At 42.4% G+C, this 21,537-nt stretch carries 19 protein-coding genes and 1 pseudogene; 6 read left to right on the forward strand and 14 right to left on the reverse strand.

The genetic code is table 11. The features are described from left to right. Positions 1 to 2,637, reverse strand: a 2,637-nt coding sequence (locus tag D8801_RS07050) for a KxYKxGKxW signal peptide domain-containing protein (RefSeq protein ID WP_185758512.1), incomplete at its 3' end; no start/stop codon positions are given. 362 nt (positions 2,638 to 2,999) lie between these two features. On the opposite strand from D8801_RS07050, the pseudogene D8801_RS09955 reads away from it, so the two are divergent. Then, positions 3,000 to 3,255 (forward strand): annotated as a pseudogene (locus D8801_RS09955) (ISL3 family transposase); the annotation flags it as partial. Positions 3,256 to 3,264: 9 nt separating this feature from the next. On the opposite strand, the gene D8801_RS07055 reads toward D8801_RS09955, so the two are convergent. From D8801_RS07055 to D8801_RS07105, 11 genes are all read right to left on the reverse strand, one after another. After that, complete coding sequence (locus D8801_RS07055) at positions 3,265 to 4,377, reverse strand: nucleotidyltransferase (RefSeq protein WP_125848840.1); 1,113 nt, start codon at positions 4,375 to 4,377, stop codon at positions 3,265 to 3,267. Between the two features lie 42 nt (positions 4,378 to 4,419). Further along, positions 4,420 to 6,471, reverse strand: a complete 2,052-nt coding sequence (locus tag D8801_RS07060) for a DUF262 domain-containing protein (protein WP_125848842.1) — start codon at positions 6,469 to 6,471, stop codon at positions 4,420 to 4,422. Positions 6,472 to 6,566: 95 nt separating this feature from the next. Then, positions 6,567 to 7,307 (reverse strand): class I SAM-dependent DNA methyltransferase, encoded by a 741-nt coding sequence (locus D8801_RS07065; protein WP_312023150.1) that lies wholly within the window; start codon positions 7,305 to 7,307, stop codon positions 6,567 to 6,569. Positions 7,308 to 7,627: 320 nt separating this feature from the next. Next, a complete protein-coding gene (rsfS, locus tag D8801_RS07070) occupies positions 7,628 to 7,981 on the reverse strand; it encodes a ribosome silencing factor (RefSeq protein WP_125848844.1) in 354 nt (117 codons plus the stop codon). Next, positions 7,982 to 8,575, reverse strand: coding sequence for a bis(5'-nucleosyl)-tetraphosphatase (symmetrical) YqeK (yqeK, locus tag D8801_RS07075; protein ID WP_125848846.1), 594 nt, complete (start codon positions 8,573 to 8,575; stop codon positions 7,982 to 7,984). It lies immediately after the preceding gene. After that, positions 8,575 to 9,204: a nicotinate-nucleotide adenylyltransferase gene (locus D8801_RS07080; protein WP_125848848.1), complete on the reverse strand. Its 630-nt coding sequence runs from the start codon at positions 9,202 to 9,204 to the stop codon at positions 8,575 to 8,577. Before D8801_RS07080 ends, yqeK begins: the two co-directional genes overlap by 1 nt. A gap of 51 nt (positions 9,205 to 9,255) precedes the next feature. Continuing rightward, the gene (yhbY, locus tag D8801_RS07085; RefSeq protein WP_000060169.1) at positions 9,256 to 9,567 is read right to left on the reverse strand and encodes a ribosome assembly RNA-binding protein YhbY; all 312 of its coding nucleotides are present in this window, start codon (positions 9,565 to 9,567) and stop codon (positions 9,256 to 9,258) included. A gap of 226 nt (positions 9,568 to 9,793) precedes the next feature. Then, the gene (gene yqeH / locus D8801_RS07090; protein ID WP_125848850.1) at positions 9,794 to 10,900 is read right to left on the reverse strand and encodes a ribosome biogenesis GTPase YqeH; all 1,107 of its coding nucleotides are present in this window, start codon (positions 10,898 to 10,900) and stop codon (positions 9,794 to 9,796) included. A 2-nt stretch (positions 10,901 to 10,902) separates the two neighbouring features. Beyond that, on the reverse strand, positions 10,903 to 11,430 hold the full coding sequence (locus tag D8801_RS07095; RefSeq protein ID WP_125848852.1) for a YqeG family HAD IIIA-type phosphatase: 528 nt from the start codon (positions 11,428 to 11,430) through the stop codon (positions 10,903 to 10,905). 17 nt (positions 11,431 to 11,447) lie between these two features. Then, on the reverse strand, positions 11,448 to 12,356 hold the full coding sequence (locus D8801_RS07100; protein ID WP_000899719.1) for a magnesium transporter CorA family protein: 909 nt from the start codon (positions 12,354 to 12,356) through the stop codon (positions 11,448 to 11,450). 57 nt (positions 12,357 to 12,413) lie between these two features. Continuing rightward, positions 12,414 to 12,974, reverse strand: a complete 561-nt coding sequence (locus D8801_RS07105) for a mechanosensitive ion channel family protein (RefSeq protein WP_125848854.1) — start codon at positions 12,972 to 12,974, stop codon at positions 12,414 to 12,416. A gap of 148 nt (positions 12,975 to 13,122) precedes the next feature. On the opposite strand from D8801_RS07105, the gene sstT reads away from it, so the two are divergent. Together sstT and D8801_RS07115 are read left to right on the forward strand one after the other, a co-directional pair. Beyond that, complete coding sequence (gene sstT / locus D8801_RS07110) at positions 13,123 to 14,328, forward strand: serine/threonine transporter SstT (RefSeq protein WP_000720780.1); 1,206 nt, start codon at positions 13,123 to 13,125, stop codon at positions 14,326 to 14,328. A gap of 67 nt (positions 14,329 to 14,395) precedes the next feature. Then, a complete protein-coding gene (locus D8801_RS07115; RefSeq protein ID WP_125848856.1) occupies positions 14,396 to 15,349 on the forward strand; it encodes an aromatic acid exporter family protein in 954 nt (317 codons plus the stop codon). 291 nt (positions 15,350 to 15,640) lie between these two features. On the opposite strand, the gene D8801_RS07120 is transcribed toward D8801_RS07115, so the two are convergent. Together D8801_RS07120 and D8801_RS07125 are read right to left on the reverse strand one after the other, a co-directional pair. Continuing rightward, on the reverse strand, positions 15,641 to 17,185 hold the full coding sequence (locus D8801_RS07120) for a peptide chain release factor 3 (protein WP_125848858.1): 1,545 nt from the start codon (positions 17,183 to 17,185) through the stop codon (positions 15,641 to 15,643). A 143-nt stretch (positions 17,186 to 17,328) separates the two neighbouring features. Beyond that, positions 17,329 to 18,021, reverse strand: coding sequence for a YwaF family protein (locus D8801_RS07125; RefSeq protein WP_125848860.1), 693 nt, complete (start codon positions 18,019 to 18,021; stop codon positions 17,329 to 17,331). Positions 18,022 to 18,225: 204 nt separating this feature from the next. On the opposite strand from D8801_RS07125, the gene gatC reads away from it, so the two are divergent. Genes gatC through gatB form a run of 3 tightly spaced genes read left to right on the forward strand, consistent with a single transcriptional unit; the run spans position 18,226 to position 21,436 of the window. Beyond that, a complete protein-coding gene (gatC, locus tag D8801_RS07130) occupies positions 18,226 to 18,528 on the forward strand; it encodes an Asp-tRNA(Asn)/Glu-tRNA(Gln) amidotransferase subunit GatC (RefSeq protein WP_033678060.1) in 303 nt (100 codons plus the stop codon). Then, positions 18,528 to 19,994 carry an Asp-tRNA(Asn)/Glu-tRNA(Gln) amidotransferase subunit GatA gene (gene gatA, locus D8801_RS07135; RefSeq protein ID WP_125848862.1) on the forward strand — a complete coding sequence of 489 codons (1,467 nt, stop codon included), beginning with the start codon at positions 18,528 to 18,530 and terminating at the stop codon, positions 19,992 to 19,994. Before gatC ends, gatA begins: the two co-directional genes overlap by 1 nt. Further along, positions 19,994 to 21,436, forward strand: coding sequence for an Asp-tRNA(Asn)/Glu-tRNA(Gln) amidotransferase subunit GatB (gene gatB, locus D8801_RS07140; protein ID WP_125848864.1), 1,443 nt, complete (start codon positions 19,994 to 19,996; stop codon positions 21,434 to 21,436). The genes gatA and gatB overlap by 1 nt, the downstream gene beginning before the upstream one ends. Positions 21,437 to 21,537 lie beyond the last annotated feature (101 nt).

Here is a 21,537-nt window from a genome sequence, read left to right on the forward strand (position 1 = left end):
AGATACTGAAGCTGAAGCTGATTGGCTTGCTGATACAGATGCTGATTGACTAGCACTTACTGATGCTGAAGCGCTTTGGCTTGCTGATACTGACGCAGAGTGGCTCGCGCTTGCTGAGATAGAAGCTGAGTTCTGGTTGTTAGATGCTGAAGCTGAAGCACTTTGGCTGGCGCTTACTGATGCTGAAGTACTTTGACTTGCAGATACTGAAGCTGAAGCTGATTGGCTTGCTGATACAGATGCTGATTGGCTCGCACTGATGCTTGCTGATACTGATGCTGATGCGCTTTGGCTTGCACTTACAGATGCTGATGCGCTTTGGCTAGCGGATACAGATGCTGATTGGCTTGCACTGATGCTTGCTGATACAGACGCTGAAGCTGATTGACTAGCTGATACTGATGCTGAAGCACTTTGACTTGCGCTTACTGATGCGCTAGTTGATTGACTTGCACTTACAGAAGCTGATGCACTTTGGCTAGCTGATACAGACGCTGATGCACTTTGGCTAGCGGATACAGATGCTGATTGGCTAGCTGATACAGACGCTGAAGCACTTTGGCTTGCAGATACTGATGCACTAGTTGATTGACTAGCTGATGCTGATGCTGAAGCGGATTGGCTTGAGCTTACTGAAGCACTTGCTGAACGGCTTGAGCTTACGCTTGCTGAGGCCGAGCGACTTGCACTAAGCGATGCACTCGCTGAACGACTTGAGCTTACACTTGCTGAAGCTGAGCGACTTGCTGAAGCACTTTGGCTAGCTTTTGCTGAGCTTGACGCTGATTGGCTTGCACTTACAGATGCTGAAGCTGAGCGACTTGCTGAAGCACTTTGGCTAGCTTTTGCTGAGCTTGATGCTGATTGGCTTGCACTTACAGATGCTGAAGCTGAGCGACTTGCTGAAGCACTTTGGCTAGCTTTTGCTGAGCTTGACGCTGATTGGCTTGCACTTACAGATGCTGAAGCTGAGCGACTTGCTGAAGCACTTTGGCTAGCTTTTGCTGAGCTTGATGCTGATTGGCTTGCACTTACAGATGCTGAAGCTGAGCGACTTGCTGAAGCACTTTGGCTAGCTTTTGCTGAGCTTGATGCTGATTGGCTTGCACTTACAGATGCTGAAGCTGAGCGACTTGCTGAAGCACTTTGGCTAGCCTTTGCCGAGCTTGAAGCTGATTGACTTGCAGATACTGATACGCTTGCTGATGTCGACTTAGAGATGCTACCGTTACCATCAATAGTCATTGAGAAGCCTCTTATCGGGAATCTCCTTTGATTTGTTCCCTCATTTTGCAGTGCTGCAAAATATGTAAGTGATTGAGGATTCTCTGGAACAGTACCATAAACTCTCATCTTAGCATCAGGGCCACTAGAAGTAAATTTATATGTTATCCAGTCACCATTTGGTTTAATCCGTCTGTAGTTATCTATCAGAGTTAGTTTAGCTGGGTGTACAAATTGGTTTGTAGAGTTTCTGTGATGGATAGTTACAGTGAAATTGAACTTTTGACCAGGTTGGAGAACAACATTCCCAGGTCCATCTATGACCTCAAGTCTCGGAGCCCAATCAAATCCTTCATCACCTGGTTGTGGCAACCTACGGAAACCTGAATAACCAGCACTACGGAAACCTGACTGACCAACTTCTTTTGGTGAAGAATTTACTGTCTTGTCTGCTTTTTGGTCTTCTTCAGCTTGCTTGGTTGCGTCCTTGCCTTGGGCTTGGTTCTTATCCGCTACAATACCAGCTGCGATATTGTTGCTTGTCGTTGCTGCTTGGCTTGCGCTAAGAGCTGCACTAGCCAAACTTTGGTTAGCACTACCTGATACAAGACTTGCCGCAGGGCTGACCTTAAGGTTGAGCGATGCAGAAGCTGAGGTAGACACAGAAGCCTGAGCTGATGGTTCACTAACAACTGATGTACTCTCAACTACAGAGGCAGGTGCTTGAGTGCTTACCGACTCTGATGGTGTAGAGCTTACTGATGCAGATGCTTTTGCACTTGCTGAAGCTGATACAGGAGCTGATGTTGATTGACTCGCTGACTCAGATGCTGGAGCAGTTGACTGACCTGCTGATGTTGAAGCACTTGCAGATGCTGACTGACTCTCTAAGACTGACTGACTTGCTGAGGCAGATTGGCTGACTGAAGCCGACTGACTCGCACTCGCTTGAGCCTCAACAGATTGACTGACTGATACAGAAGCTGTTGCAGATGCTTGTTCTGCTTGAGCTTTCTTTACTTCTGCTTGCGCTTGAGCGATGATTGAGTTAGTACTTGTTTCAGTTGTTTCAGCTGCTTTCGGTTCAGCAGCGATGACTGTTTTATCCTTTTCTGTATAGTCAGACGTTTCATCTGCGTATACAGTTTGCTCTTGAGTCATCACAAATCCTGCAGCCCCCGCGGCCAGGATTCCCCCTATACCCGCTAGCGTGTTAAAGCTTAGATGTGCGTGATCAAGTTCTTCAGTGTCTGACAGGGTACTAGAGACAACTTCGCCCATCCCACCAATACGGAAGAGATCCAATTGAGAGTTCGAGGCTTTTACCCAGTTTTTCCCCGACTTGTAAAGCTTATAACGCTTTTTCTCATCTACGATCTCGAAATCTTTGTTAAATTTTTTACTTCGAAACATTCTATTCCTTTCTTTTATCCAATTGCGACCCTTTGTTAACCTCATGACCATTAACAAAGCGTAGTTGCGCTGCCCTCTCAAAACCAGAGATAATCAAACCGCAGTCAGTCTCAGTTTTTATCCCTTTGACTTAGAAAAAGCAGATTCCATATGGAATATACCAGTCGTTCTTATCTAGTATACACCACCTATCATTTTACCAAAACGGATTGCCCTTTTCAAGTAATTATATGCGAAATGACAAATGAAAACACTTAATTTTTGTTAAAAATTCGCTTTTAGAGTTCAAACTATTGAAACTCTCTTACGATTTTCGAAATCAAGCCCATTAATACTTCCAATAAAAAATGACCAAACCATCATTAGAAGAGATCATTTCTTTTGTAAATCCCATACTTTAATCGTTTTTCAGACGTTTTCGAAAGATACAGATGAGGACAAGATTATTAACGCTTTGTAACACCCTGTTCTCATACAAAACGGGAAGCCACTATCAACCTTATCATAGTCATTAAACGAAATGCCTTTAATTGTTAGAACTTTGACAATGTCAAAACCAGGATTTTCATAGCTTTAAACATGACAAAAGAGAGAACCAATCCGATTCCCTCTATGCTTCGTTATATGTCACTCACTACAGTTTCCACTTATTTCCATTCTAATCGGCACTCGACCAAAATTCTGCTCTGCTATACTTGGATTCCCTAGTCGGTAAATCTGGTCTGCCTTTTGGGTTATAGCATCCCAAGGTTCTTTGCCAATTCGGCTGACTAGATGGGCCTGCCCTTTCAGAGACTTTAGATGTTGTCTGCCTTTTTCGGTAAAGCCAAGGACATGGATGGCTTCTGGCAAGTCGTTTTCTCTGGCTTGTACCAAGATATAAGTCAAGAGGCGACGTACACGCGCCTTGGTATAACGCTTGGTCGCAACCGCTGCGACCAATTCCTCCACAGACTGAGCTGTTTTGATAGCTTCCTTGATGCGCGCTGCCATTTCTTGATTGACCTGATAGATAGTTGTTAAGTCTGGATTTGACAAGATTTGATAGCGGAGCAAGGGAAAATAGTCATCCCATCTCACCTTACTGGCTTGCTCAAAGAGAGCAACAGAAGGCATAAAGCGTTCTAAGAAATCTTTGTCACTTTGGTGCTGACGTAGGGCTGTCGCCGAGGCAAAGTCCACATCCTTGTCCACAGAATGATATCCTGCTCCCTGACGCTGAATAGGATGTAGCTTGATATTGCGTCCTGCAACCGCCTTAGCATAGGCTAGAGCAAGAACATGATTGGGGGTATTTCCTGAAAACTCAAGACCTGCAAATTCCTTCCACATGGCTTGGGTTTTCTGAGGATAGGAGAGAGAATCAGGCAAATTTTCCACAAAATTCTCCATCTCTCTACCTTGCTCTGTGTATAAGTCAGCGATTTTTTGATAATCTAAAACTTCTTCTGTCCCAAAAGCGAGGCTATCAATACCCAACTGTGCTAAGATATCCACAGCCCCTTGACCAAAGAAATCCGCCGCCTGAACACTGACTAAAAAGGGCAACTCCACTACCAGATCCGCTCCATTTTCAAGCGCCATCTGGGCCCGTGTCCATTTGTCCACGATAGCAGGCTCTCCTCTTTGCATGAAGTTCCCAGACATGGCAACAATTTTCAGCCCCTTCGCCTGCTCCAGCAGGTATTTATGCCCATTATGAAAAGGATTGAACTCCGCGATAATACCTGTGATGGTCATATTTTCTCCTTATTACAATTCAATAGAACATTGTAATAATTATTATTTTAACCCTAAAAATTGTTCAAAAATATCATTGTTTGAAAAATTAATTCCCCAACGTTTATTGAAATGTTTTTTCAAGTATTCAGATCTCTGATAAATAGATTCAACAGTCCAATCTTCATAGTCTCTTGCCAACGTTCTCTCTGAGAAAATACCAAACTCATAACAGCACTCTCCTTTTTTTCTTTTTTCGGGATAAGATTTATCACCAAGATAACCATTCTTTTTTTTGCCAATCAACAACAAGTTTGGTAAGGAATGTTTGAACTTATTTTTTTCCCTGTCTTTAAAATCACCAAATTGACGATCCCAATATGTATTTCGACCCGCTTTAGGATATATATGCTCGATATTATAAAGATCACTTTCAAAATGAGAAAAGAGTTCACTAATTTTTTTCTCATACTCTGGATCTTTTGCCTCTTCAATTAAATAAGCTTCTAAATTATACAGAATATATTTTGCAACTCGTTTATTATTTTCATAAAAGTAAAACGAATCTACTTTTGTATTATCAAAGAATTTTCCAGTAACAAATGCTTGTTTCAACTTATTAACAGTTATTCTTAACTTATTGAGATAATCCAGATAATCAAATTCTTCGTTTTCACCAAAATCTCGCAACTGTATAGAGAATTCACTCAATTCTATAAAGGAGAACATTTTATCATAATTGCCTTTATATTTTAAATTACTCAAAAACAATCTTATAAGTATAGCAGATTCAAATTGTTGTAATATTGCTATCCGTTTTTTTTCATCACAATTCTCATCACCATATAAAGAGAAAATAATTCTCTTCAGTGAATCTATGGGGAATATTGCATCAAAAATAAAATTATTGCTTCTAGAATTGAGTAAAATTTTAATTCCATTTAATAATTTAGCCTCTTCAAAACTAATCGTTGAATATTGAAAAGGATTATTTAACCAAACCCATAATGTTATTTTTTTACCCAAATCATCAATATAACCTTTTATGTCATTTATATCAATAGTTTTATTAATCACATTGCTAGCAGTAAAATAATTATCCAAAAGAAAATCAACATTATTAATTGAATTTTGAATTTTTCTCTCTCCTTCTATTTTGCTAATATATTTTTTCAAAGGTTTATAAGAATCTATTTGTTGCACCAAAAAAGAATCATCTAATCCTCGCTTGAATATATTAGTTCCTAACAAAGCATCATAAGTATAATTGAGTTCTTCTGAACCTAAATATCTATATAATTTTTTCCAACATTCATTAATTTGTTCTCTTAAATTAGCTTTTGCACTATCACTAGTTTGTAAAAGCATTGTTAAATAAATTAATCTATTTTTCAATAACTCTAATTTCGACAAAGGTTTTCCTCGATTATTCATTGTCTCAAATGTAACAAAAATATCTAATTCCTCATCAATAATATACTTATTAAAAACAATATTATATAAGAGCTTCTTTAGTAATTTATCAAGATTTTCAAAACTTAACTTTTTACACTGAGTTGTAAAAAAATCTTTAGCCTCCTTCAAATTATTGGAATACTGATTTTGTTCCACAACAAAATTAGTATTTACTGGAAAATCATCTTTTAAAATTTCTTTAATATAAAACGCTAAGCTATCACTAGTATTATCGTACAAAAATTTATATGTTTTATTCCCATCTTTTTCTTGTGCTATATAATCACTATATATAGATTCAATTGACCGATTTGTATCTAATTTTTTATCAGCATGAAACTTCTTAGCAACTTCTAAAATAGTGACTAGTAGTATAACCGCCGTCGTCAATCGCTGTTGCCCATCAACAATATAGAATGGTTTCATACGTCTTTCAGTTATTAACCATTTTTCTTTATTCCAATTACTATAAATTTCACTATCTACTTGTTCAAAAGTTAAAACACCCGCATAATGATTACGATGTTCGTCAATTAATTCTATATCTTCCCAAAAATCTCGAATTTCTTTATCTCTCCATGAATATCCCCTTTGATAATCCGGAATTCTCAATAAATTTTCTCGAAGAATCACATCTAAAGTCTCTAAATTACCAAGCATTATTATCCTCTTTTCTTACTTATGATTTAATTAATTATATCATTATTTATTACAAAAACTATAACTACTTTCAATTTACTTTTATCCATGTTCTCCTACTTCTGCGCGACAAAAAACCAACGGGTACTTGTCTCTGTCGGCTCCTTGTCTTCAAAGTCGGCATAGAGTTTGAAGGACTTGAAACCAGCTTGTTCCAATAAAATATCGTAGGTCAAAACCTCATAAGTCCGCTCCTCATGCACTTCATCGTGGCGACTAAAGGAGCCGTCCGCTTCCTTGACAAAGAAAGTCAACTCATGCACGATGGAGTGAGGAGCCGCATCCTCATAGGTATCCCAGAGCATGGCAAAATCTTCCGCGTTTTCATGGTAGGAATAGCCTGGAAAAACCTCATCAGTCTGGTAGGTTGAATGCACATCAAAGATGAATACACCATCTTCGTTGAGGGCATTGTAGACCTCTTTAAAGACATCGCCTACTTCCACCTCATCCTGCATATAGCAGATAGAGTCAGAGTAACACGTAACAAAGTCGTACTTACCAGCCTTGGATAAATCCAGCATATTGCCTTCAATAAAATCAATCTTTTGCTTGGCTGAAGTAGCTCTCTTTTCAGCAATCCTCAGCATATCCGCGCTCAAGTCAAGTCCTGTCACATCAAAGCCAGCTTGAGAAAAGCGGACAGACTGGATACCTGTTCCACAAGCCAATTCCAAAAGCTTCTTTCTCTCCTTGGTCTTAGGCAAATGACGCAGAGAAAAATCTGTCCATTTATTGTATAAACTATCATCCATCACAGCATCGTAAACGGCCGCAAAGGTTTCATAAGTTGCCATAGTCATGATACCAAGTCCGCCCGTAATCGGAATGAAAATTAGGAGCTTGGACTTAGGATCCTGATCCAAGACTAAGCTATCTATTTTCCGACGATTACAGGACGGGTTCAAATCCTTTCTAAGATACAAAGAGCGTTAAAAGCAAGGAGAAAATAGGAAACCTTCTGCTGTATCGTCAGATACAAAGGAAGTTTATCTTTTTCTCGCAGCTTTTAGCTCGTGTTCAGTTTCGAGATGAACAAAACACGACGCCCTTCACCTTTCCATCAATTTTCTAAAATAAGCAAAGAAACCCAGTTGACTGCAACTGAGTTCATTTCCTATGCTAAGGCTTCAGAAATGTCTACTGAGTCCGCCTCATGCCATAGTTTTTCTAGGTTATAGTGGGCACGCATTTCTTCTGAAAAGATATGCACAACAACATCGCCTAGGTCCAACAACACCCAGCCTCCAGCTGCATCGCCTTCGACATGGCTGCCTTTAAAGCCTGCTTGAGCTACTTTTTCACGGATATTATCAGCTATAGCGTCCAACTGACGGCTATTCATTGAGCTCGTAATGACAAAGTAGTCCGTCACGCTGGTCAAATCTTGTACATCAAGTGCGAGGATATCCTCCGCACGTTTCTCATCAGCCGCTTTCACGACTAGTTCTAGTAATTCTTTTTCGTTCATTTAGTCCTCTTTCAAATAGTGCACAAAAGCGTTATAGGTTTCAAGGGTTTGAGGATAGATGGGAAATCCCTTATGAGCTAGATGTTCCACAGTTCGCGCTGTCTCATAGGCCACAGCCTTATTAAGTGACAAACTTGCAATCTCACGTGCCTCGTCCACTCCAGGGAAGGCACGATTATGCTCGATATAGTCTGCGACATAGATAACCTTATCAAGATCAGTCATCTGACCAGAACCGACTGTATGGATTTCAATAGCCCGCAGGATTTCTGGATTATGCAAATCCAAATCTTCCTGAATCTTGTAGATACCAACCATGCCATGCCAGACATTATTGCCCCAGTTTTTGAGATCAGAATCCAGCTGATAACGGTCAATCAAATCCAAAAATTCCTGATCTGACAGTTTTTTAGCATAGTCATGAAGAAGGCCTGCTAGACCAGCTTTCTCGGCATCAACTCCGAATCGCTTCGCTAGCTCTATGGCTGCACGCTCTACACCAAGACAATGGGTTAGGCGTTTTTCAGGTAGAAGCTCTGCCATTCTTTCCAACAAAGCCTCACGGGAACAGTTGATATAGTCTTGGTATGCCATCAGTAAAGTCCCTCCTTCTCGATGTAGTCTAGCACCGGCTGAGGTAGGAGAAAGTTGGGTTTCCGACCTTGGGCAATGAAGTCACGCACCATGCTGGAGGAAATATCCATGAGAGGCACATCCACCCAGATAACTGGATAGGAAGTCCCTGCCTTGTAGCGTGGGCGCTGAACTCCAACAAACTGAACCATGTCGACCAGCTCATCAATTCGGTACCATTTAGGCAGATAGTCCACCATATCAGCCCCGATAATAAAGTAATAATCCGTATCTGGATTCTTCTCAGTTAGAAGCTTCATGGTGTCGTAGGTGTAGGAAATGCCCTTGCGCTCTAACTCAATGGTTTCAATGTCCAGACCTTCAATCCCCTCAATCGCCAACTCAAGCATCTTAAGACGATGATGCTCAGGAATGGTTTCCTTTTTATCTACATGAGGAGGTTGGTATTCGGGCATGAGCAGGACCTGATCCAGTCCTAACTGTTGTCGTACTTGGTCCGCCACAACAAGATGGGCATTGTGAACGGGATTAAAATTCCCTCCTAGAATCCCGACTTGTTTGCGTTTTTTCTCCTTGATTTCTGGCTCCAACTCTACCTTGGTAAAGGGAGTCAATAATTCGATTGCCATAGGCTCGTCTTCCTTTAATTCTCTGTAAAAACAGTTGTTTGGAGTAGGGTTTTAGATTTCTTTAACTTTCTTGGAAATCTTGCGATTTTCTTTCTTGCTGGATTGCTTAAACAAGATCAAGATGCGTCCGATTTTTTGGACTGTATCCACACCAATTTCTTCTTCCAAGATTTCAGCTACTTCGTGGATGTTTTCGTCTGTGTTTTGTAAGAGTGTAACCTTGATCAATTCGCGAGCATCAAGAGCTTGACGGACGCTGGTTTTGATTTGGTCGTTGAGACCATTTTTCCCGATTTGAATGATGGGTTTGAGGGTATGTGCCTGACTGTTGAGGAAGGCACGTTGTTTTGATGTTAATGACATATTCTTTCTTCCTTTTTGGATAGTTATTTTAGGTGGTGAGGGACGGTCGGAACTAATTTTTCAGAGATTTCATCTTTGAAAAATGGATTTCCTGACCTCACAATTGAGCCTAAGTCTCAATTTTGCCCCTTGCCAATCTCAATCTAAAGATTGGCAATCACACCACGGCAATAACTATCTTTGTATGAGCTCACTTTGTTCGCTCAATAATTCTATAATGATACTTTTAAATAATTGCTTTTCGTGTGACGACGGCGACGCCTTCTGGTGCCCAGACGGCGACTTTGGCGCTGCCTGTTACGCGGATCCAGCCTAGTCCTGAGATGACTAGGTCTGTCTTGTCCTTGATGGTAAAGACATGCTGGACTAGTTTTGGAAAATCTTCTTTTTCCTTACTATTTGGTGGTGTCAGAAGGGTTCCAAGGTGCTTGTCATAAAAGGCACTAGCGCCTTCTAGCTTGGTACGGTGGAGTTTGAGTTCATTGTCAAAGAAAGCTGTAAATCCTTGCTTTTCTCCTGACATGAAGTCAAAGCGTCCTAAACCACCTAAAAACAGGGTTTGCTCAGGGTTAAGCTGATAGGTTTTGGGCTTGATTTCCTTTTTAGGGCTGACATACTTGAGGTTTTTGGCCGTCAAGTAATGAGCCATCTGGTGACGATGGATGATTCCCGGCGTATCGTAAATATAAGATCCGTCGTCAAGCGGAATCTCAATCTTGTCCAAGGTTGTCCCCGGGAAACGCGAAGTCGTGATGACATTTTGGTCACCTGTGATTTCTTGGATAATGGCATTGATAAGAGTTGATTTCCCAACGTTGGTTACCCCAACTACATAGACATCACGCCCCTTACGGTAGTGCTCAATTTTGTCAATGACTTCCCTAATGGCATGCTTGTTTTGGGCTGAAGTCAGGACGACATCCACTGGACGAAGTCCTTCTTCGTGGGCACGTTCCATGAGCCACTGGCTAATCTTGCCCGGTTTAACTGACTTGGGCAGGATATCTTTCTTATTTCCGACCAAGAGGACATCATTGCCCGATACAAAGCGTGGCAGGCCTGGGATAACAGAGCCATTAAAATCAAAGATATCAATGACATTGACTACCAAAGCATCACTGTCTCCCACCTCGTGCAAGAGTTTGAGGAAATCATCGTCCGTCAACTGGACATCTGTGATTTCATTGTAATGGCGGAGACGGAAACAGCGTTGGCAATAGACTTCGCCTGTCTCCAAACCTTTTTCGAGTGCCGACTGGGGAGTAAATCCAAGACCAGCCTTGTCTGTCGTCTGAATGGTTGCTCCACAACCAATACAGAGAATTTCTTCCATAGTTAGATTCCTTTTTTATATATAATCGGTCCGTACTTTTCAGTGATTTTTCGCATGACACGGCGCTCGCGAGCCCGGTTAATCTGCGTTTTGATCGAGTCGTGTTGGACCAAGGGTTTGACCAAGATTGAGCGAATGCCTGCACGATGCGCTGCGCGAATATCCGTCATGAGTTGGTCGCCGACCATGACCACTTCATTTTTCTCGTAGTGAAATTCCTTCATGGCACGGTCAATCCCAAAAGTGAAAGGCTTCAAGGCCCAATAAACGTAGTCAATCCCAAATTTCTCAACTGCGCGTTGAACCCGTTTTTTGGTATTATTTGAGACCACGATGATGCGAATGCCTGCATCACGGAGATCATGTAGCCATTGCTTCATCTCTGGTGTCCCATCAGGGTTGTTCCAAGCTATGAGGGTGTTATCCAAATCGACCAAAACAGCCTTGATTCCCTGCGCCTGCAGGCTTGGGACTGTCAGATCATAGACTGCCCCCACAGCAAAATCTGGCATATAGTTTTCAATTGCCATTCTGGCTCCTTTTCTTTTTAATTTCTAGCAATTTTCTTTAAACATTGGGCTAAGACTGCCCATAAAATGAGACTAGCTATCAAAATATAAATCCAAGCATTCGGTTCATCTGTAAATGGTAAAGGGACATTCATTCCGAAGAATCCTGTAATAACCGCAAGGATAGCTAGCAAGACTGAGATAATTGTCAAAGTTGTCAAATTATCATTTAGATTATTATTTAGGATGTTGTTGTAAGAGGCTGAGAGTTGTTGCAAAACTTGAGATATCAAATCTGTCATTGAAACCAACTGATGGGCTTCAATCATAGCATCGTCAAACTGCTCTCTTTCTACCTCATTAAGATTGCGATAAAGAGCATGCCCTTGGATATGTTCCAAGAGGAGACGATTTTGTTTGGCAGCAGCTGTCAGGTAAACCATACCGGTTTCCAAGTCAGAAAGGGCAAAGAGATTTTTTTTAGTTGTTTTTTGACGAAGAAGTGCACTGATTTCATCCTTACTTTTATCCATCTCTTCAATAACTGGATAATAAGCATTACTAATAATCTCTAAACTGGCAAAAAGAAATTTGTAGATTGAAATGATTTCATGGCTTTCAAGGTAGGTTGCCATGCGTTTAATCACATAAGTATTCTTGTGATTGCTGATAGTGATCAACCGTTGTTTTTCAACGATAAAGGTCATCGGAATCGCTTCATAATATTCTTTATCTTTTTCTAAATCAAGAACATTGTAAATGAAGGTTACCGTCCCCGTTTCACGGTTATAATCCATGTGGGCTCGTTCATTTCTATCTAGAGCATACTCGATGGTTTCCTTATCCAATCCATAGACGTCAGAAAGATCTTCCATGTTTTTAATCTTGTCCACATCAAGGTCTATCCAGGTACAATTGTGACCTAGTTTTTTCTCTACAAATAGCATACTCTCTCCTTTACCAAACTCTTTCTATTGTACCACAAATCTGCCAAAATAGCAGACCTACTCTGTACGGGAAAAGTTGCTGACAACAGTGATATTTCGGTTGGGAACAAAGTGAAGGGCTTGGTCGTCACTGCGAAGTTGGGTCGTACGGATTCCTACACTGACAACCTTTCCAGATACGGTAATAGGACCATTTGTGAGGACCACTTCGTCGCCCACATCGAGCTGGCGTTCAAAGAGGATAAAGAAACCATTGATAACGTCAGACAGAAAACCTTGTGCGCCCATTCCAATGGCTACCCCAGCAATCCCTGCCCCAGCAAGGAGGCTGGAAACTGGCAATCCTAAAATGGACAAGATACAGTAAATCAAAAAGAAATAAAGTGTGTAGTTAAAAATATTCTCAAGTAAACGAGAAATGGTCTTTTGTCTGCCTGCATCCCGATTTGAAAATTTAAGCGAGGGCTTGACAATCTTTCGGACAGTCGCATGAAGCATCTTTTTAGCTATATAAAATAGCAGAAACAAAATTAAAAGAGAAATCACCTTGGTCAAGAGATTCTCTAATATGGTTGTTAAATCAAGTTTATCAAAATAGCGTTGAAAAAAATCTTGCATATAAAACTCCTTTTTAGTATTATACCACAAATCATCCCGTTCAAATCCCTCATAAATATTCCGATATTCCCCCAAACTCAAAAAAAGACTTGCCTCAACGGCATATTTATACTATAATCATAAACAATACATTTTGAAGGAGACTATTATGAAAAAAATCATTCGAGCCTGGAACAAGGCCAGCCTCATCAAACGTATCCTAATCGGCATGCTTCTTGGAGCCTCTCTAGGGCTACTTTTTCCTAGTCTGTCGGGGCTCGGCATTCTCGGCGACCTATTCGTTGGGGGTCTGAAAGCCATCGCTCCTGTCTTGGTCTTTACCCTCGTCGCAAATGCCCTCTCACAACATCAAAAAGGGCAAGATACCAATATGAAGACCGTTATTTTTCTCTATCTACTCGGTACCTTTGCAGCTGCCTTGATTGCCGTACTGGCTAGTTTTCTCTTCCCCGTCCAGATTACTCTCAGCAGTGCGAGCACAGAGATTGCCCCACCAGACGGCATCGGTCAAGTTCTCAGCAACCTCCTACTGAATCTCGTGGACAATCCCCTCAATGCCATCGTCCAAGCTAATTATATCGGGATCCTATCCTGGGCTGTTGTCTTTGGACTTGCTATGAGAGAAGCTAGCAAAAACAGCAAGGAATTGCTCAAAACCATGGCTGGTGTAACTTCCAAGATTGTGGAGTGGATTATCAATTTGGCACCTTTCGGAATTATGGGCTTGGTCTTCAAGACCATCTCTGATAAAGGAATTACCAGCCTTGCTAACTACGGAATTTTGCTAGGACTCTTGATTGCAACTATGGCTTTTGTGGCCCTTGTCATCAATCCCCTCATTGCCTTTTTCTTTATGAGAAAAAATCCTTATCCCCTTGTTTTTAAATGTTTGCGTGTCAGTGGAATTACAGCTTTCTTTACTCGTAGTTCTGCCGCTAATATCCCTGTCAACATGAAACTCTGCCAAGATCTAGGACTCAATCCAGATACCTACTCTGTTTCTATCCCCCTTGGCTCCACTATTAACATGGCTGGCGCAGCCGTAACCATTAACATTCTGACTCTAGCTGCAGTCAATACGCTAGGAATCTCTGTCGACTTTGGTACAGCCTTTGTCCTCAGTGTAGTGGCTGCCATTTCTGCCTGCGGAGCCTCTGGGATCGCTGGTGGATCACTCCTCCTCATTCCCGTCGCTTGTAGTCTCTTTGGGATTTCAAATGACGTTGCTATGCAGGTAGTCGGAGTTGGTTTTGTCATCGGTGTCGTCCAAGATTCCTGCGAAACTGCCCTGAACTCTTCTACCGACGTCCTCTTTACAGCAGTAGCTGAGTACGCGTCGGCACGTAAAAAATAGATTTTTTAAGACAAGTCTTCCAAGTCTTGTCTTTTATACTCTTATTCTAGTATTATAGGAAATTCTCATGTCTATCACCCAACGTACGACAAAACTGATCTTAGCGACCTGCCTCGCTTGTTTTCTCGCTTATTTTTTAGATTTATCATCAGCGGTTTCAGCTGGAATTATCGCCCTCTTAAGCCTATCCGACACGCGCAGAAGCACACTGAAATTGGCACGTAACCGCCTCTTTTCCATGCTCCTAGCCCTCGCTATCGGTGTCCTAGCCTTTCAACTGACAGGCTTTCACATCTGGAGCCTAGGCCTCTATCTGGCCATCTATGTGCCTCTAGCTTATAAAATGGGCTGGGAAATTGGCATCACTCCTAGCAGTGTCTTGGTCAGTCATCTCTTGGTACAGGAGTCTACTTCTCCAGCTCTCTTGCTCAATGAAGTGCTCCTCTTTCTCATCGGGACAAGCTTTGCTCTATTGGTCAACCTTTATATGCCCTCTCGTGAGAAAGCCATCCAAAGCTACCACCTTCAGGTCGAAGAAAAGTTAAAAGGCATCCTGCTTCGCTTTAAGTACTATCTGTCGAGGGGAGACGGACGCAATCGAGCCCAACTCGTTGACCAATTAGACAACCTCCTCGATGAAGCTCTCAAACTGGTATACCTGGATCACTCGGATCACCTCTTTCACCAGACAGACTACCATATCCACTACTTTGAGATGAGACAACGACAAAGTCGTATCCTGCGAAATATGGCCCAGCAGATCAATACTTGTCACCTAGCCGCAAGTGAAAGTTTGATCTTGGCCCAGCTCTTTTCTAAGATTGCTGCCCAGCTAAGCCAGACCAATCCTGCCAACGAGCTACTTGATGACATCAAACGCTATCTGCAAGTCTTCCGCAATCGGAGTCTCCCTAAAACACATGAGGAGTTTGAAACCCGTGCTACCCTCCTGCAGCTACTACGCGAAGCCGAAACCTTTATCCAAGTCAAGGTCGATTTTTATCAGAAATATGGAAACTAGAAAAACCTCATAAGAATTCATGTAACATGATTTCTCTGAGGTTTTTAATTTACCTTTGACTTCAATTACCTTTACTACATGAAAAAATCCACGAATCGATATTATTCGCGGACTTTTCCTAGTGAAGCGTTTAGGTAAGCCACCATAGCGGTCACCGATTGTTAGATTACGACACTGAGTTTTACAAATCGCTTTCATTTGTAAAACTCAGTTAGTGAAGCAGTTAGGCAAGTCTAATAGGACTTGCTGTAGTCTACTTAGATTGCTATGCAATCAAGTAGACTTACTGAATCACATCTTCTCTTCTAACTTCACATCTGGATACTTGTCCGCAAACCAGCGCAGGGCAAATTCGTTTTCAAAGAGGAAAACAGGTTGGTCGAAACGGTCTTTAGCTAAGATATTGCGGCTTGATGACATGCGCTCGTCTAGGTCCTCAGGCTTGATCCAACGAACCGTCTTTTTACCCATTGGGCTCATGACCACTTCTGCGTTGTACTCACCTTCCATACGGTGTTTAAACACTTCAAACTGAAGTTGACCTACAGCGCCCAGCATGTACTCGCCTGTTTGGTAGTTAGTATAAAGCTGAATAGCTCCTTCTTGCACCAGTTGCTCAATCCCCTTGTGGAAGGATTTTTGCTTCATGACATTCTTAGCAGAAACTTTCATGAAAATCTCAGGTGTAAAGGTTGGCAGTGGTTCAAATTCAAACTTGTTTTTTCCAACCGTCAAAGTGTCTCCAACCTGATAAGTACCGGTATCGTAAACACCGATGATATCACCTGCCACAGCATTGGTCACATTCTCACGGCTTTCAGCCATAAACTGGGTGACATTAGAAAGCTTGGCACCCTTACCAGTACGAGGCAGATTGACACTCATGCCACGCTCAAATTCACCTGAAACGATACGGACAAAGGCAATACGGTCACGGTGACGAGGGTCCATGTTGGCTTGGATTTTAAAGACAAATCCTGAGAAGTCCTTGTCATAAGGATCCACAATTTCGCCATCTGTTTTCTTGTGGCCATGTGGTTCTGGAGCAAACTTGAGGAAGGTCTCAAGGAAGGTCTGCACACCAAAGTTAGTAAGAGCTGATCCAAAGAATACAGGTGTTAATTCTCCAGCCAGAATAGCTTCTTCTGAGAATTCATTTCCCGCTTCATTCAAAAGCTCAATGTCATCTTTGACTTGCTCGTAGAAAGGATTGCTACCAAAAAGCTTGTCCCCTTCTTCCAGACTGGCAAAACGCTCATCCCCTTTATAGAGTTCCAAGCGTTGGTTATAGAGGTCATAGAGCCCTTCAAAGGCTTTCCCCATCCCGATTGGCCAGTTCATTGGATAGCTAGCTATGCCCAAGACTTCTTCCAATTCTTGCAAGAGGTCCAGTGGCTCACGGCCATCACGGTCCAGCTTGTTCATAAAGGTAAAGACAGGAATGCCACGGTGTTTGACAACCTCAAACAATTTCTTGGTTTGGGCCTCGATACCCTTGGCAGAGTCGACGACCATGACCGCAGCATCCACCGCCATCAAGGTACGATAAGTATCTTCTGAGAAGTCCTCGTGCCCTGGGGTGTCAAGGATGTTGACGCGCTTGCCATCATAGTCAAACTGCATGACAGATGAGGTTACCGAAATACCACGTTGTTTCTCGATATCCATCCAGTCAGACTTGGCAAAAGTCCCTGTTTTCTTTCCTTTTACCGTACCAGCCTCACGAATCTCGCCCCCAAAGTAGAGCAACTGCTCAGTAATGGTTGTTTTCCCCGCGTCCGGGTGAGAAATAATGGCAAAGGTACGGCGTTTCTTGATTTCTTCTTGAATAGTCATAAGTTCTCTTTCTTTGATTTTCTATTTTTAGTTGTTTCAGTAGTTAAGAATGATTTTTACATTGGATTTTACTATTCCTTTCAACTCTCCATTATATCGGATTTTGGGGAGTTTTTCAATTGCTCATCCGATGAAAAGGCAAGCTAGAGCACAGATTGCGCCTGATTTCTCTTTTTCCACCGTTTCTTGAACAAGATATCAAAGAGAACAAGAGCCAGTGAAAGGATGACCGACACAAGGAGGTACTTTAGCCATAGAGGAGCATTCGAGATAAACGGTGTATCTCTTAAGAGACCATAATTTCCACCCGTCACCTGATTAACCCCAACTAGAAAGAGATTGAGGATAAAGGTATAGGCTACAATCATATATTTCTTGAGCAAGGTCTTATCATAGTGATTCATCAAGTAAACCAAGGAATTCACCAAAAGGACATAGTGCCCAATCAAAAATGAAAAACTAGTGATATGGGGGAAATCATAGGGGTCAAAAACGGGGTAAACCAAGGCAAAGACCGCTCCACTTACTCCTAAGAGGGCAAAGTATTGCTTGCTCCGCCATTTATCTGGCAAGAAAACTACCGCAAACATAGCCAAACGACAATGATAAAATGGAAGGCTATTAGAAAATGGAATCCCAAAACCAACATACCAACTATATAGGGCTAGTAACTGGAGGATCTGAATCCCCTTAAACAAGTAGACAAAGCGTGGATTCTTGTGATAAGCAAGCGCCCCATAAATACAAAGCACTAAGACAAGCATCATAACCCCATACCAAAAGAGCGAAATGGGAGGAGGTACGGTTTGGAATCTTGTAAAAAAATTATGTAGCATATTTTCTATCCTAACTCATCTTTCGAGGAATTCTTCCTACATTAATCTCTAGTCTCACTCAATTTTTCTTTTAGTTTAACTATTATAGCGAATTAAAAGCGATTTTTCAATTTCTATTTCTTTTCAGTTTGCCTTAGCTTATTTATAGGAAAATATGGTAAAATAGAACAGACTAAAAATCATCATTTCACGAAAGGATGCAAGATGAAAATTACGCAAGAAGAGGTAACACACGTTGCCAATCTTTCAAAATTAAGATTCTCTGAAGAAGAAACTGCTGCCTTTGCGACAACCTTGTCTAAAATTGTTGACATGGTTGAATTGCTAGGCGAAGTCGACACAACTGGTGTCGCACCTACTACAACCATGGCTGACCGTAAGACCGTACTCCGCCCTGATGTGGCCGAAGAAGGAACAGACCGTGATTGCTTGTTTAAAAACGTACCTGAAAAAGATAACTACTATATCAAGGTACCAGCTATCCTAGATGATGGAGGAGATGCCTAATGACTTTTAATAACAAAACTATTGAAGACTTGCACAATCTCCTTGTCTCTAAGGAGATTTCTGCAACAGAATTAACCCAAGCAACGCTTGAAGATATCAAATCTCGCGAGACAGCTATCAATGCTTTTGTTACCATCGCTGAAGAGCAAGCTCTTGCGCAAGCCAAAGCCATTGATGAAGCTGGAATTGATGCTGATAATGTCCTTTCAGGAATTCCGCTGGCTGTTAAGGATAATATCTCTACAGACGGTATCCTCACAACTGCAGCCTCAAAAATGCTCTACAACTACGAGCCAATCTTTGATGCGACAGCCGTTGCCAATGCCAAAGCTAAGAGTATGATTGTTGTTGGAAAGACCAACATGGACGAATTTGCCATGGGTGGTTCAGGTGAGACTTCTCACTACGGAGCAACTAAAAATGCTTGGGACCAGACCAAGGTTCCTGGTGGTTCATCAAGTGGTTCTGCTGCAGCTGTAGCGTCAGGACAAGTCCGCTTGTCACTTGGTTCTGATACTGGTGGTTCCATCCGCCAACCTGCTGCCTTCAACGGGATCGTCGGTCTCAAACCAACCTACGGAACGGTTTCACGTTTCGGTCTCATTGCCTTTGGTAGCTCACTAGACCAAATCGGACCTTTCGCACCAACTGTTAAGGAAAATGCCCTCTTGCTCAACGCTATTGCCAGCGAAGATGCCAAAGACTCGACTTCTGCTCCTGTCCGCATTGCCGACTTTACTTCAAAAATCGGCCAAGACATCAAGGGCATGAAAATCGCTTTGCCTAAAGAATATCTTGGCGAAGGAATTGACCCAGAGGTTAAGGAAACTATCCTGAATGCAGCCAAACACTTTGAAAAACTTGGTGCTATCGTCGAAGAAGTCAGCCTTCCTCATTCTAAATACGGGGTTGCCGTTTACTACATCATTGCTTCATCAGAAGCTTCATCAAACTTGCAACGCTTTGACGGTATCCGTTACGGCTACCGCGCAGAGGATGCGACTAACCTTGATGAAATCTATGTAAACAGTCGTAGTCAAGGTTTTGGTGAAGAGGTCAAACGCCGTATCATGCTGGGTACTTTCAGTCTTTCGTCAGGTTACTACGACGCCTACTACAAGAAGGCTGGACAGGTCCGTACCCTCATCATCCAAGATTTCGAAAAAGTCTTTGCGGATTATGACTTGATTTTGGGACCAACTGCTCCAAGTGTTGCCTACGATTTGGACTCCCTCAACCATGATCCCGTTGCCATGTATTTGGCTGACCTTTTGACCATCCCAGTCAACTTGGCAGGTCTACCAGGAATTTCGATTCCTGCTGGATTCTCTCAAGGTCTACCTGTCGGTCTCCAATTGATCGGTCCTAAGTACTCTGAGGAGACCATTTACCAAGCTGCCGTTGCTTTTGAAGCAACAACAGACTACCACAAACAACAACCCGTGATTTTTGGAGGTGACAACTAATGAACTTTGAAACAGTCATTGGACTTGAAGTCCACGTAGAGCTCAACACCAATTCAAAAATCTTCTCACCTACATCTGCCCACTTCGGAAATGACCAAAACGCCAATACAAACGTGATTGACTGGTCTTTCCCAGGAGTTCTGCCAGTTCTCAATAAAGGGGTTGTCGATGCCGGTATCAAGGCCGCTCTTGCCCTCAACATGGACATCCACAAAAAGATGCACTTTGACCGCAAGAACTACTTCTATCCTGATAATCCCAAAGCCTACCAAATTTCTCAGTTTGATGAGCCAATCGGTTATAACGGATGGATTGAAGTGGAGCTAGAAGACGGTACGACCAAGAAAATCGGTATCGAACGTGCCCACTTGGAAGAAGATGCTGGTAAAAACACCCACGGTACAGATGGCTACTCTTATGTTGACCTCAACCGCCAAGGGGTTCCCTTGATTGAGATTGTATCTGAGGCTGACATGCGTTCTCCAGAGGAAGCCTACGCTTATCTGACAGCCCTCAAGGAAGTTATCCAGTACGCTGGCATTTCTGATGTTAAGATGGAAGAAGGTTCTATGCGCGTGGATGCCAACATCTCTCTTCGTCCTTATGGTCAAGAGAAATTCGGTACCAAGACAGAGTTGAAGAACCTCAACTCCTTCTCCAATGTCCGTAAAGGGCTTGAATACGAAGTCCAACGTCAAGCCGAAATCCTTCGCTCAGGTGGTCAAATCCGCCAAGAAACACGCCGTTACGATGAAGCTAACAAGGCAACCATCCTCATGCGTGTCAAAGAAGGTGCTGCAGACTACCGCTACTTCCCAGAACCAGACCTCCCTCTCTTTGAAATCTCTGATGAGTGGATTGAAGAAATGCGTACAGAGTTGCCAGAGTTTCCAAAAGAACGCCGTGCTCGCTACGTTGCTGACCTTAGCTTGTCAGACTACGATGCTAGCCAGTTGACAGCAAACAAAGTCACTTCTGACTTCTTTGAAAAAGCTGTTGCCCTCGGTGGTGATGCCAAACAAGTCTCTAACTGGCTCCAAGGGGAAGTTGCTCAATTCTTGAACGCTGAAGGCAAAACTCTCGAACAAATCGAATTGACACCAGAAAACTTGGTTGAAATGATTGCCATCATCGAAGACGGCACTATCTCATCTAAGATTGCCAAAAAAGTCTTTGTCCACCTGGCTAAAAATGGCGGTGGTGCGCGTGAATACGTGGAAAAAGCAGGTATGGTCCAAATCTCAGATCCAGCTATCTTGATTCCAATCATCCACCAAGTCTTTGCTGATAACGAAGCTGCTGTTGCCGACTTCAAGTCAGGAAAACGCAACGCAGACAAGGCCTTCACAGGCTTCCTTATGAAGGCAACCAAAGGCCAAGCCAACCCACAAGTTGCCCTTAAACTCCTCGCCCAGGAATTAGCGAAGTTGAAAGAAAACTAGACAGAACAAAACCAGCCCTAAGGTTGGTTTTTTCTTCTCTACCAGTTCCCAATAACTATTTTGGCTTTATTTCTAGAGTATTTTATGGTAAAATGAAGAGT

It is taken from the genome of Streptococcus oralis (assembly GCF_003943415.1).
Classification (GTDB): domain Bacteria; phylum Bacillota; class Bacilli; order Lactobacillales; family Streptococcaceae; genus Streptococcus; species Streptococcus oralis_BJ.

Coding starts and splice junctions, on each gene's coding strand:
- sstT (WP_000720780.1), top strand. CDS start 13,123: ATGAAAAAAATCATTCGAGCCTGGAACAAGGCCAGCCTCATCAAACGT.
- D8801_RS07105 (WP_125848854.1), bottom strand. CDS start 12,974: ATGCAAGATTTTTTTCAACGCTATTTTGATAAACTTGATTTAACAACC.
- yqeH (WP_125848850.1), bottom strand. CDS start 10,900: ATGGAAGAAATTCTCTGTATTGGTTGTGGAGCAACCATTCAGACGACA.
- gatB (WP_125848864.1), top strand. CDS start 19,994: ATGAACTTTGAAACAGTCATTGGACTTGAAGTCCACGTAGAGCTCAAC.
- D8801_RS07100 (WP_000899719.1), bottom strand. CDS start 12,356: ATGCTATTTGTAGAGAAAAAACTAGGTCACAATTGTACCTGGATAGAC.
- rsfS (WP_125848844.1), bottom strand. CDS start 7,981: ATGAACGAAAAAGAATTACTAGAACTAGTCGTGAAAGCGGCTGATGAG.
- D8801_RS07115 (WP_125848856.1), top strand. CDS start 14,396: ATGTCTATCACCCAACGTACGACAAAACTGATCTTAGCGACCTGCCTC.
- gatC (WP_033678060.1), top strand. CDS start 18,226: ATGAAAATTACGCAAGAAGAGGTAACACACGTTGCCAATCTTTCAAAA.
- D8801_RS07060 (WP_125848842.1), bottom strand. CDS start 6,471: ATGCTTGGTAATTTAGAGACTTTAGATGTGATTCTTCGAGAAAATTTA.
- D8801_RS07125 (WP_125848860.1), bottom strand. CDS start 18,021: ATGCTACATAATTTTTTTACAAGATTCCAAACCGTACCTCCTCCCATT.
- D8801_RS07095 (WP_125848852.1), bottom strand. CDS start 11,430: ATGGCAATTGAAAACTATATGCCAGATTTTGCTGTGGGGGCAGTCTAT.
- D8801_RS07080 (WP_125848848.1), bottom strand. CDS start 9,204: ATGGCAATCGAATTATTGACTCCCTTTACCAAGGTAGAGTTGGAGCCA.
- D8801_RS07065 (WP_312023150.1), bottom strand. CDS start 7,307: ATGGCAACTTATGAAACCTTTGCGGCCGTTTACGATGCTGTGATGGAT.
- yhbY (WP_000060169.1), bottom strand. CDS start 9,567: ATGTCATTAACATCAAAACAACGTGCCTTCCTCAACAGTCAGGCACAT.
- D8801_RS07120 (WP_125848858.1), bottom strand. CDS start 17,185: ATGACTATTCAAGAAGAAATCAAGAAACGCCGTACCTTTGCCATTATT.
- D8801_RS07055 (WP_125848840.1), bottom strand. CDS start 4,377: ATGACCATCACAGGTATTATCGCGGAGTTCAATCCTTTTCATAATGGG.
- gatA (WP_125848862.1), top strand. CDS start 18,528: ATGACTTTTAATAACAAAACTATTGAAGACTTGCACAATCTCCTTGTC.
- yqeK (WP_125848846.1), bottom strand. CDS start 8,575: ATGGCATACCAAGACTATATCAACTGTTCCCGTGAGGCTTTGTTGGAA.